The organism is Heyndrickxia coagulans 36D1, from assembly GCF_000169195.2.
GTDB classification, from domain to species: domain Bacteria; phylum Bacillota; class Bacilli; order Bacillales; family Bacillaceae_C; genus Weizmannia; species Weizmannia faecalis.
In genome coordinates this window covers 2839170-2851479 of the sequence record NC_016023.1, presented here as the reverse complement: position 1 = coordinate 2851479, position 12310 = coordinate 2839170, and the positions used below count along the sequence as shown (strand labels likewise).

10 protein-coding genes are annotated in these 12310 nt (G+C 48.2%); 2 read left to right on the top strand and 8 right to left on the bottom strand.

Features of this window, described 5'->3' with window-relative positions:
• Position 1 precedes the first annotated feature (1 nt).
• Complete coding sequence (gene hemA, locus BCOA_RS30740) at positions 2–1333, bottom strand: glutamyl-tRNA reductase (RefSeq protein ID WP_014097840.1); 1332 nt, start codon at positions 1331–1333, stop codon at positions 2–4.
• A 185-nt stretch (positions 1334–1518) separates the two neighbouring features.
• On the opposite strand from hemA, the gene BCOA_RS30735 reads away from it, so the two are divergent.
• Complete coding sequence (locus tag BCOA_RS30735; RefSeq protein ID WP_014097839.1) at positions 1519–2013, top strand: LiaI-LiaF-like domain-containing protein; 495 nt, start codon at positions 1519–1521, stop codon at positions 2011–2013.
• A 176-nt stretch (positions 2014–2189) separates the two neighbouring features.
• Here BCOA_RS30735 and yihA read toward each other — a convergent pair whose 3' ends face one another.
• The 7 genes from yihA to BCOA_RS30700 form a co-directional block, all read right to left on the bottom strand.
• Positions 2190–2774, bottom strand: coding sequence for a ribosome biogenesis GTP-binding protein YihA/YsxC (yihA, locus tag BCOA_RS30730; RefSeq protein ID WP_014097838.1), 585 nt, complete (start codon positions 2772–2774; stop codon positions 2190–2192).
• Positions 2771–5095, bottom strand: a complete 2325-nt coding sequence (gene lon, locus BCOA_RS30725; RefSeq protein WP_014097837.1) for an endopeptidase La — start codon at positions 5093–5095, stop codon at positions 2771–2773. The genes yihA and lon overlap by 4 nt, the downstream gene beginning before the upstream one ends.
• Positions 5096–5138: 43 nt before the next feature.
• Positions 5139–6776 (bottom strand): ATP-dependent protease LonB, encoded by a 1638-nt coding sequence (gene lonB / locus BCOA_RS30720; protein WP_014097836.1) that lies wholly within the window; start codon positions 6774–6776, stop codon positions 5139–5141.
• Between the two features lie 291 nt (positions 6777–7067).
• On the bottom strand, positions 7068–8336 hold the full coding sequence (gene clpX, locus BCOA_RS30715; RefSeq protein ID WP_014097835.1) for an ATP-dependent protease ATP-binding subunit ClpX: 1269 nt from the start codon (positions 8334–8336) through the stop codon (positions 7068–7070).
• A gap of 368 nt (positions 8337–8704) precedes the next feature.
• Positions 8705–9991, bottom strand: coding sequence for a trigger factor (tig, locus tag BCOA_RS30710; protein WP_014097834.1), 1287 nt, complete (start codon positions 9989–9991; stop codon positions 8705–8707).
• A gap of 163 nt (positions 9992–10154) precedes the next feature.
• Complete coding sequence (locus BCOA_RS30705) at positions 10155–11147, bottom strand: tetratricopeptide repeat protein (protein ID WP_014097833.1); 993 nt, start codon at positions 11145–11147, stop codon at positions 10155–10157.
• Between the two features lie 139 nt (positions 11148–11286).
• A complete protein-coding gene (locus BCOA_RS30700) occupies positions 11287–11730 on the bottom strand; it encodes a YndM family protein (protein ID WP_014097832.1) in 444 nt (147 codons plus the stop codon).
• 134 nt (positions 11731–11864) lie between these two features.
• On the opposite strand from BCOA_RS30700, the gene BCOA_RS30695 reads away from it, so the two are divergent.
• Positions 11865–12161 carry a hypothetical protein gene (locus tag BCOA_RS30695; RefSeq protein WP_014097831.1) on the top strand — a complete coding sequence of 99 codons (297 nt, stop codon included), beginning with the start codon at positions 11865–11867 and terminating at the stop codon, positions 12159–12161.
• The last annotated feature ends 149 nt before the right edge of the window (positions 12162–12310 follow it).

Here is a 12310-nt window from a genome sequence, read left to right as displayed (position 1 = left end):
GTTAACCCGAATAGGACGGGCGGACTGCATGCCGCGCCATTTCGGCTGCCGGTTCCGCTTGTCCCGTTTCTGTTTCTAAATTAAAAATTTGGCGGAACAGTTCTAGATTCCGGGCTGCATCCGGCGAACCCGCCATTTCTTTTGCCTGCAGAATCGGATCTTTCAGCATCTGGTTAATAATGCTTTTTGTATGTTTGCTGATGACTTTCCGTTCGCGTTCTGTTAAGTCCGGCAGCTTCCGTTCAATGCTTTTCATCGTTTCCGCCTGGATCGCGAGCGCTTTTTCCCTGAGCGCCGTGATCACCGGCACCACCCCGAGTGTATGGACCCATTCATTGAATGCGCAAACGGCATCGGAAATCATGTCCGCAATCTGCCGGGCGGCTTTTTCGCGTTCTTTCAAGTTGGCTTCCACGATGCCTTCCAGGTCGTCAATATCATACAAGAAAACGGATTCAAGGGACGCGGCTTCCGGATCAATATCGCGCGGCACGGCAATATCGACAAGCAGCAGTGGGCGCCCGTTCCGTTTCTTTTCAATGGGTTTTAACTTGTCTGCTGTAAGGATGTACCCTTTTGCCGAAGTGGAGGTAATCGCGATATCCGCATCCAAAAGCGCCGTTTCCAAAGATGCCAGCCCGAGTGCCTCGCCATCGAAGCGTGCGGCAAGAAGCCCGGCTTTTTCCGGCGTCCGGTTGATGACGGTAATCCGGGTGGCACCGCTGCCGTGAATGTTTTCCGCAGCCAGTTCGCCCATCTTGCCGGCGCCGATGATGACCACTTTTTTATCAGCCATATCGCCAAAAATTTTCTTCGCAAGCTCCACAGCCGCATAACTGACCGAAACAGCATTGGAAGCAATTTCCGTTTCCGTATGGGCTTTTTTCGCTAGTGTGACCGCATCTTTGAACAGGCGGTTAAAAATGGTGCCGGTTGAACCGGATGCTTGGGCCAGCAGAAAACTGTCCCTCACCTGCCCGAGAATTTGCGTTTCACCGAGCACCATCGAGTCAAGCCCGCAAATCACTTTAAACAAATGCGCAATGGCTTCGTTGTCTTCGTAAATAAACAGATAGGGGGCAAATGCTTCCTTATCTATTCCGAACCATTCTGACAGAAAATCTTTAATATAATAACGCCCGGTGTGTGCCTGGTCGGCAACCGCATAAATTTCCGTACGATTGCATGTAGACACGATGACATTTTCCAAAATGCTCTTTTTCTTTTGCAGCGCCGCCATCGCATCCGCGAGTTCCGCCTCATCAAACGACAGCTGTTCGCGGATTTCAACCGGCGCAGATTTATAATTTAATCCGACAGTAAGTATTCTCATTGTTGCCCTCCGGCACCCCCATTTTATCTTGCCAAATGCATAGGATTGAATGTTGATCTATGTTAAGATGAATAGAAGAAAAAAGCTCGTTTTTCTCTTTTGAAATAATACCATTCCTACCTGTAAAATAGCAGAAACAGGCGATGGTTTCAAGCATCTAGATTGAAGGAAAGAAGTGTGTCCCATTGAAAAGCCGCAAAATTTTTTCCGCGATTATCCTGATCGGGTTCGGGCTGTATTTTTATTTGCAGCGTTTTGACCTCACCGGCATGAAGGACTACTTTACATGGCCGACGCTGTTGATCATTGTCGGGCTCGCTTTTTTAGGCGAAGGCTACTGGGGCCGAGACGGGGAATCAATTTTGCCGGGGGTCATTCTCGTCGGGTTCGGCCTCCACTTCCACCTTGCCGGCAAAATCGCCATTTGGCCGGATAATATCGGGGTCTTTGTTCTCATTATTGCCATCGGCTTTTTGCTCCGTTCGCAAAAAACCGGGGACGGCACGTTTTACGGGCTGTTGTTTCTCGTGCTATCCATATTGCTCCTGTTTTCCGATAAAGTAATGGGATGGTTCGGCCTTGTCGAAAACAATGTTTCTTCCCTGATCAATTTCTGGCCGGCCGTGCTTGTCGTAATCGGCGTCTACCTGCTGTTTGCGAAAAGAAGGGGGCGGAAATAACACCCGCCCGTGCAGTCCGGCATGAAAAGCCAAGTACCCAAACAGCCCCGCGCGCCCAAAAAAACAACCAGGCGCTCATTACCGGCATTTTCCGGGGCCGGACCGCTAAAAAATACGATTTTAGATCCGGATCCTGCAGAAAAGCCCGGTGCCCGCATGCTGGCCCCGGGCTTTATTCACTTAATTCTTTCCATCAGGGAAGCCCACACTTTGTCCTTTCCCTCTCCTGTTTCAGATGAAAATAAAATGATTTCGTCTTCTTTTTCCAGATTCAGCGTTTCTTTTGCTGTTTTCAAATGAGATGCCCATTTGCCTTTCGGGATTTTGTCAGCTTTTGTGGCAACGACGATACACGGGATTTTATAGTACTTTAAAAAATTGTACATCAAACAGTCATCGTTTGTCGGCGGATGCCGGACATCGACAATGAGCACGACCGTCTTCAGCTGTTTTCTTGACGTCATGTACGTCTCAATCATCCGGCCCCATTTTTCCCGTTCTTTTTTCGACACCTTCGCAAACCCGTAGCCGGGAACGTCGACAAAGTATAATTTGTTTTCGATTTTGTAAAAGTTCAGCGTCTGGGTTTTCCCCGGCTTGGAAGAGGTTCTGGCAAGGGCTTTACGGTTGATCATTTTATTGATAAAGGAAGACTTTCCCACATTTGACCGTCCGGCAAGCGCAATTTCCGGCAAATGCCCTTCCGGATATTGCTCCTGCCGCACCGCGCTGATGACCAGTTCTGCCTCCGTTACTTTCATTTCTCCTCACCTGCAATGGCAATTTCAATGACTTCATCCATATGCGTGACCGGGTAAAAATGGAGATCCCCACGCACGCTTTCCGGAATGTCATCCAAATCTCTCTCATTTTCTTTCGGAATAATAATTTTCTTCAGCCCCGCTCTATGTGCGCCGAGCGACTTTTCCTTCAATCCGCCGATCGGGAGTACTCTGCCGCGCAGGGTGATTTCGCCTGTCATCCCGACTTCCTTATGCACGGCATGCTTCGTCAGTGCGGAAATCAGGGCGGTCGCAATCGTGATCCCGGCAGAAGGGCCGTCTTTCGGCACAGCGCCTTCCGGAACGTGGATATGAATATCATACTTTTCATGGAAATCAGGCGCAAGCCCGAGTGCTTCCGCTTTGGAGCGGACAAAACTGAAGGCGGTCTGAGCGGACTCTTTCATCACATCACCGAGTTTTCCGGTCAGGACCAGCTTTCCTTTCCCCGGTGAAAGCGACACTTCGATCTGAAGCGTATCGCCACCGACGGTCGTGTAGGCAAGCCCGGTCGCTACGCCAATCTGGTCTTCCATCTCGGCCTGCCCGTAATGGAAAAGCGGCTTCCCGAGAAAGTCAACGATATTTTTTGCTGAGACCGTGACCCGTTTCCTTTTCCCTGATACTATGATTTTCGCCGTTTTCCTGCAAATTTCGGCCAATCTCCGTTCCAGGCCGCGCACGCCTGCTTCGCGTGTATAGCGGCGCACGATCAGGCGGAGGGCTTCCGCATCCATCCTCAGCTGATTGCGAGCAAGCCCGTTTTCTTTTATTTGCTTAGGGAGCAGATGGGTCTTGGCAATTTCAATTTTTTCCAATTCCGTATATCCGGAGATCGAAATGATTTCCATCCGGTCGCGCAAAGGGCCGGGAACCCCAGACAGATCGTTGGCCGTTGCAATAAACATCACTTTCGACAAATCATACGGCTCTTCAATAAAATGGTCGCTGAACGCATGGTTCTGTTCCGGATCGAGCACCTCAAGCATTGCGGCTGAGGGGTCGCCGCGAAAGTCGCTGGCCATTTTATCGATTTCATCGAGCAAAAAAACCGGATTTATCGTGCCGGCTTTTTTCATGCCCTGGATGATCCGCCCCGGCATCGCGCCGACATACGTTCTCCGGTGGCCACGGATTTCCGATTCGTCCCTTACACCGCCGAGCGAAACGCGGACAAATTTTCTGCCCAAAGATTTTGCGATTGACCGTGCCAGGCTCGTTTTCCCGACACCCGGAGGCCCGGCAAGGCAAAGAATCGGCCCCTTGATCGAACGGGTCAACTGCTGCACCGCCAAGTATTCAAGGACGCGCTCCTTTACTTTTTCAAGGCCGTAGTGGTCTTCATTCAAAATCTTTTCCGCTTTCGCGACGTTGAGATCATCTTCCGTAGCGTTCGACCACGGGAGCGTGATCAGCCAGTCCAAATAATTGCGGATCACCGCGCTTTCAGACGAGGCAGCCGGGATTTTTTCATACCGGTCCAATTCTTTGAACGCGGTATTGGCCACATGCTCGGGCATGCCAGCATTTAAAATTTTTTCGCGCAGCTCATGCACTTCCGCCGTTTTGCCTTCTTTATCACCGAGTTCTTTCTGGATGGCTTTCATTTGTTCCCGCAAATAATATTCTTTTTGCGTCCGCTCCATCGACTTTTTCACTTGTTGGCTGATTTCTTTTTCAAGTTGCAAAATTTCCTGTTCATTTTTGATCAGCCCGATCAGCTTTCGTATTCTTTCTTTTATATCAATCGTTTCGAGAATGTCCTGCTTTTGCGGAAGGCGGAGCGGCAAATGGGATGCGATAATATCGGCCGCCTTGCCCCCGTCTTCCATATCGGAGACCGCCTGGAAGGTTTCACCCGAAATTTTTTTCGACTGGCTGATGTACTGATCGAAAAATTCGAGCATCGTGCGCATCAACGCTTCCGTTTCAGCATCCGGCCGAAACTGCTCATCAAATGTTTCGACTTCGACGGAATAAAAGGTGCCTTCATCTTCAAAAGAGACGATTTTTGCGCGCCGCACGCCTTCCACGAGCACCCGGATCGTCCCGTTCTGCAGTTTCATCATCTGGTTCACTTTTGTGAGCGTTCCGGTTTGGTATAAATCTTCCTGTTTTGGTTCTTCGATGGAAACGTCTTTTTGTGTCGTCATGAAAACTTCGCTGCCATGCATCATGGCGTTTTCAAGGGCCTGGACAGAGTAGTCCCGGCCGACGTCCAAGTGCAAAACCATCGATGGATACACAAGAATCCCCCGTAAAGGAAGCAAAGGAATTGTGTATGCGGATTGTGTTGTCATCTCAGCACCCCTATCTTGATACGTCTTTTAGGGGGCCTGTCCATTAACCCCCTATGAGCGCATTGTCGTTAAAATGTTTCTTTAATGCGATATCCAGGACTTCTTCCAGCTGCCGGACCGGAACGATCGCAATGCCTGTGATTTCCTTGAACGAGGCCTGCATGTTTTCGGCAGGAATGATCACCGTTTTGGCTCCTGCCTGTTTTGCTGCTTTTATTTTGGCATACACGCCGCCGACCGGTTTGACCTTGCCGTGCAGGCTGATTTCCCCTGTCATGGCTACTGTCTGGTCAACAGGAATTTTATAAATGGCGGAATAAATGCCGCATGCCATCGCAATCCCGGCGGAAGGGCCGTCAACCGGAATCCCACCCGGAAAATTAACATGGAGGTCATACTGGTCAGCGGGTACACCCATCGTCCGTAAAACGGTAATGACGTTTTCGGCGGAACCTCTCGCCATGCTTTTTCTGCGGACCGATTTCCCTTCGCCGCCGATACTCTCTTCGTCCACAATCCCGGTAATGTTGACGCTGCCCCTTTCTTTTGCCGGAATGGCCGCTACTTCAATTTCAAGAAGCATCCCTGTGTTCGGACCGGTTACGGCAAGCCCGTTAACAAGCCCTGCAGCCGGCTGTTCAGGGGCCTTTTTCTCATAGCGCGGCGACAACTGGCTGGCTGTTGCCACCCATTCCAGGTCCTCCTCCCGGATAAAATCCTGTCCTTCCTGGATTGCAAGCCCTGCAGCAATTTGCACCATATTGACCGCTTCCCTGCCATTTTGCGTATATTGCGCCAAAATGTCCAGGCCATTTTCGCTGATTGCCATATGGATTTTATCAGCTGCTTTTTTTGCAACCTGTTTAATTTCACCACGGTCAAGTTCGCGAAAAAACACTTCCATGCAGCGCGAACGGATGGCAGCCGGAATTTCTTTCGGCGTTCTGGTCGTTGCGCCGATCAGCCGGAAATCTGCAGGTAGTCCATTTTGAAAAATATCATGGATATGATGTGGAATTTCCCGGTTTTCGGGATTGTAATACGCACTTTCCAAAAAAACTTTCCTGTCTTCTAGTACTTTCAATAATTTATTCATTTGGATCGGATGCAATTCCCCGATTTCATCAATAAACAAGACGCCGCCGTGGGCAGAGGTGACCGCACCCTGTTTCGGCTGCGGGATGCCGGCCTGCCCCATGGCGCCCGCCCCCTGGTAGATCGGGTCGTGCACGGAACCGATTAAAGGATCGGCAATGCCCCTCTCATCAAAGCGGGCTGTTGTGGCATCCAGTTCAACAAAAACAGCGTCACGTTGAAAAGGGGATTTCGGATTTTTTTTAGCTTCCTCAAGCACAAGCCGGGCCGCTGCCGTTTTGCCGACACCGGGCGGCCCGTAAATGATACAGTGCTGCGGGTTTGGGCCGCAAAGTGCCGCCCGCAGTGCTTTAATGCCGTCTTCCTGGCCCACAATATCCGCGAATGCTGCCGGGCGGACGCGTTCCGAAAGCGGCACAGATAAAGAAATTTCCCGTAGTTTCCGCAACTGTTCCATTTCTTTTTTTGATTCGCGGTCTATCGTAATTTTTTGTGTTTTTTGGCTTTTTAGCAAGTTCCAAAAGTAAAGCCCGATAATGATCCCGAAAAATAGCTGGATCAATAAGGCAATCCCCGTCCAATTCATCCTGTTCCCTCCAAGCATTTCAGTTGCAGCCTGATCATGCCGCTTCCTTATTTACCTAGTATCTCCGGCTGCCGGAGGGAATAAACGGGGATTTCTGAAAACCAGGAACGGCTGGGCGGAAGAAAAAAGGGCAAGCGCACCGCTCGCCCATTGCTTCTTTATTCTGCTTCGCCTCTCATTTTTCCGGCGCTGTGCCAATACCAGGAATTTAGCCCTGCTGCCTTAGACCGGTTCCTGTTCAAAAAAGAATGTTCACGCCGGATTGCCGGCGGGCAGCCCGGCTCCGCTTATTTATGCCGATTTTGTCTGGTCGCTGCCTTCAATGACTGTGCCGTCTTTCAGCACGAGCCTCGGGAATTCTTTGTCCAGGACGGATTCTTTTGTAACAATACATTTTTCAATATCTTCCCGGGACGGCAAGTCAAACATGACATCGAGCATAATGCCTTCAATAATGGAACGCAAGCCGCGTGCACCCGTTTTTCTTTCGATCGCTTTTTTCGCGATTTCCTTCAGCGCATCCTGTTCAAATTCCAATTCTACATGGTCGAGTTCCAACATTTTTTTGTACTGCTTGACCAGCGCATTTTTCGGTTCGGTCAAAATCTTAATCAATGCTTCTTCATCCAATTGTTCCAAAGTGGCAATAACCGGAAGACGGCCGATGAATTCTGGAATCAGCCCGAAAGAAAGCAAATCTTCCGGCAGTACGTGCTTCAGGAGCGATTGTTCATCGAGTTCGTCATTTTTTAAATCGGTGCCGAAACCGATCACTTTTTTGCCGAGGCGGCGTTTAATGATCTGGTCGATGCCGTCAAACGCACCGCCGCAAATAAACAGAATATTGGTTGTGTCAATCTGGATAAATTCCTGGTGCGGATGTTTGCGCCCTCCTTGAGGCGGAACGCTCGCAACCGTGCCTTCCAGAATTTTCAGGAGCGCCTGCTGCACGCCTTCGCCGGAAACATCGCGTGTAATCGAAGGGTTTTCCGATTTACGGGCAATTTTATCAATCTCATCAATGTAGATGATGCCTTTTTCCGCTTTTTCCACATCATAATCAGCTGCTTGAATCAGCTTTAACAAAATATTTTCGACGTCTTCCCCGACATAACCGGCTTCCGTCAACGATGTGGCATCGGCAATCGCAAACGGCACATTTAAAATACGTGCCAGCGTTTGCGCAAGCAGCGTTTTCCCGCTCCCTGTCGGCCCGATTAAGCAAATATTGCTTTTTGCCAGTTCGACTTCATCGATTTTGCTGTTGGAATTAATCCGTTTATAATGGTTATATACGGCAACCGCAAGCGATTTTTTCGCCTGTTCCTGGCCGATCACGTATTCCGCAAGAATTTCACGGATTTCATGCGGCTTCGGAATGTCTTTGAATTCTACTTCTTCTTCTGTGCCAAATTCTTCTTCAACAATTTCCGTGCACAATTCAATACATTCATCACATATATACACACCCGGACCAGCGACCAATTTTCGCACCTGGTCCTGCGATTTTCCGCAGAAAGAACATTTTAACTGCTGTTTTTCATCGCTGAATTTGAACATTCCATTCACCCCTTATATTGTACTTCTTCCATTCCATTGGCAGTTCCCGAAATAACAGGGACCCTTCATGACTCCCGCTTACCATTATACAAACCCCTTTTGCTGTGATTTGTATATGGATTGTATCACAAAACGATGCCGGCAGGAAATAAACTGCTTATACCATTCTCCATGCATATGTAAAATTCCTGTCTACTCCAGATTTTCCCAAAAACCAGACGAATATGCTTCTCCATCCTGAAAAATTGCATCGGCTAAGTTTCTGGTGCGCTTATCTTACAGTATGGGCTTCTATGTATTTTTTGGCACAGCCCGCAGGTTAGAAAACAAGACACGAGCCAGTGCCGTGCCTTGTATTTCTATTTATATTATGCAACAGTTTTGCTGTTTTGCACAAGAAAATCGATCGCTTTGCGCGCTTTCAGATCGGCTTTAATGCCGTCCGTAGAACCGAGCACCCGCCTGATATCGTCAACGGACATGCCGTACATTTCGGACATGCGCTTCAGTTCTTCATCCACTTCTTCATCGGATACTTCAAGGTTTTCCGCATTGGCAATCGCTTCAAGCGTCAGATTAAAGCGGACGCGTTTTTCCGCATCTTCTTTCATCTGATTGCGGAGCGCTTCTTCATTCTGGCCGGAGAACTGATAGTAAAGTTCGAGGTTCAGCCCCTGGGCACTCAAGTTTTGTTCGAATTCTTGCAGCATGCGGTTTAATTCCGTATTGATCATCGCTTCTGGAATGTCCATTTCTGCATTTTCCGCAGCTTTTTCGACCACTGCATCTTCAACCGCGTGTTTTGCTGCATGTTCTTTCGATTCTTTTAAATCTTTTTGGATTTTTTCTTTTAATGCATCCAGCGTTTCCACTTCGTCATCCGCATCCTGCGCGAATTCATCGTCCAGTTCAGGCAGGTGTTTCGCTTTGATTTCATGGACTTTCACCTTGAAAGTAGCTTTTTTGCCTGCAAGTTCACTAGCGTGGTATTCTTCCGGGAAAGTAACTTCAATTTCTTTTTCATCGCCGGTTTTTACGCCTGCTAATTGTTCTTCAAAACCTGGGATAAAGTTGCCCGAACCAAGTTCAAGCGAATAGTTTTCCGCAGATCCGCCTTCAAACGCTTCGCCGTCAACGAATCCTTCGAAGTCGATGACAACCGTGTCGCCCATTTCCGCTTCGCCGTCTTCTTTGATCACGAGTTCGGCAAGGCGTTCCTGCAATTTCTTCAATTCTTCTTCCACGTCTTCGTCCGTTACGTCTGTATCCGGTTTTTCGACTTCAAGGCCTTTGTATTCGCCAAGTTTCACTTCCGGTTTCACGGTAACAGTCGCTTTAAAGATTAGCGGTTTACCTTTTTCCATTTGTTCGACATCGATATTCGGCGTATCAACCGGTTCAATACCGGTTTCTTCGATCGCTTTTTCGTATTCGCCAGGCACGATCATATCCAGTGCATCCTGGTAAAGAGATTCTACACCGAAACGTTTTTCAAATAAAGGACGCGGGATTTTGCCCTTCCGGAAACCCGGGACATTGATTTGTTTCACTACTTTTTTGAAGGCTTTATCCAGACTTTTATCAACCGTTTCAGCATCTACTTCAACTGTCAGGATCCCCTGGTTTCCTTCAGTTTTTTCCCATTTTGCTGACATACCTTTCCCTCCAACAATCTATAAATAATAATGTAATAATAGGAAATAGACCGGGTCTGTTTCCTGATTCCCTTGTCTATTGCTTTTTTCAAATACGGATTGAAAAAAGACAGTTTACAACCATTTAATTATAACATAGCTTTTTTGTCTTTCAATGATGAGCCTACAGATTCGGCAAAGAAATTTCCTCAAGGCTTTCGAGATAGCGGACGGCCTCAAGCAAGGTATCCGGCTCCACCGAATAGTACATCGCGATTTTATCAAAATACGCTTCCTGCCCGAAAAGCTTCAGGCCCATGCTGTAGTAGGCAGCCGTCCACAGCGCGGGATCTTCCGGCTCCGGTTCAAACGGGTACAGCAGGAAAAAATGCCGGTCCAAAACCGTTTTAATCTGAGCAAAAAGTGTCGGATTTTTTTGTTCGACATCCCTTGAAAGCCGCGTAATCAAAAGATTATACAGCTGCGTTTCAAAAATCGGCAAAAGATGCGCGGGATTTACGGCGCCAGCCTTGCCGAGTTTTTGCACCTCGAATTCATCCGTGATCCCCTGTTCTTTTAAAACGTTCAGCAAAAGGGTCTGGATAAACGGATGTTTGTCCGGATCCCGGATATATGCCCGGATTTCATCGAGATACGGCCGGATATTTTCATGCACAAGATGCGAAACCCGCAAGATTTGTTCTTCCTGGTCCCCGGTTTCAAAAAGCTTACGGCCCGTATGCTCGGGCTCCCGTTCTGGTTTTGGCATTTGCATCCGCTTTTCACTGAAAGCGAGCAGTTTTTCATAATGATCCAGCTTGTCCGGTGGGGCTTCTTTTTCTTCCAGCAGAGCGCGCAAGGTACTGCTGATTTCTTCATGTTCACCGAGCTGGACAAGAATCATGAGAAACAGATCGAGGATTTCGAAGTAGTCACCGTTTCCTTCACGAAGCATTTGTCTGCCTTGTTCTTTCGCCCCTTCATAATCGCCGGCTTCATAGAGCGCAATCATGTAGGCGGTCCCGATTTCCCCATCGTCATGGTCAAGCCGGCGTGCCTGGCGAAGCAGCGCGGCAGCTTCTTTATATTCTTTTTGGCTGATGGATTCGAGTCCCCGCTCCAAGAGGCGTTCTTTCAGACGGGGGAACGGCACCACATTGCTTTTTCCGTTTTTCATTGTCCATTCCGCCTTTTTTTAGATCGTCACTAGTGTAGCATGAACCGGTTTTTTTGCAAAGGGTTTATACTGCCAGGGGGCTTTCTATTATGAAAAAAGCCAAACACAGAAAGCCATAAAGCTTCCGTGTCCGGCTTGCTTATTTCTTGTCCGGTCTGATATCGTGAATGTCCTCTTCCTCAGCCATTTCCGTGCCATAAGCAAGGCGTTGATTTTGCCTTTTTGCCGTGTTTTCAGCGCTTGGGGCATCATGATGCAAAAACCTGTGCACGAGCACTTCCGCAGCCGAAATCAGGCAGGCGGCAATGAAGCTGCCCCATGCAATTTGCAAATAATTGTCAAGCACGACGTTCCCGAAAATCCAGACACTGGCATAAACAAGCAAAAAATCAACAACGGTTGCTTTCCAATTCCCAATGCGTGGCAAAAGGAGCACATCTCCAACAACATAAGACACTATTGTGACAAGCAGGCTGAACGATAAAATGTCTGTGATCGTCGCATCGAAAAAGAGATCAAGCGCAACCGCAAAAGCGACAATGCACGTGATAAATTTTGCCAGTAAAACGATTGCATTTCGCATTTCAATTCCTCCCTTAAACAGGCAGTTTTACTTATAGTTTGTCCAAATGAAAAAGGATTGAAACATGATGGGATGATTTAAAAGAAGAAAAAAGGGGTAATGAATAACAAGTCTACACATGACGGAGGGATTCGATGAAAAGGTCAATGATGAATCTGATTTCAGGCACTTTGCTTTCCGCCGGGGGAGCCGTGCTGGTCATGGCCGCTTGCAATAAACGGCAAAAAGATTCGGCTGAAACGTGGGAAGATACGGATATGAGAAACAGCAAAAAAATCGACCAAATGGAAAGTGTGGATGCGGACAAAGTACCGGAAGAAAAAGGGCTCACACAGCTGGACTCCACATACCGTTCCGAATGGATCGCAAACGGATTTCCGCAAACCCATAAAGAAATGAAAGAACTGGAAAAAGAAGGGAAAAAATCATAACGGCTCTTTACACCCTTTTTACACAAAAGGACGGGTCACAAGGTTTTTCCTTGCTGCCCGGCCTTTTTGCGGTTATGTGCTACGTCCCAGGCGACCCCTTCGCTTCCTTCAACTCCCATCTCCCAATAGACACCCTTGCTCTTGACTGT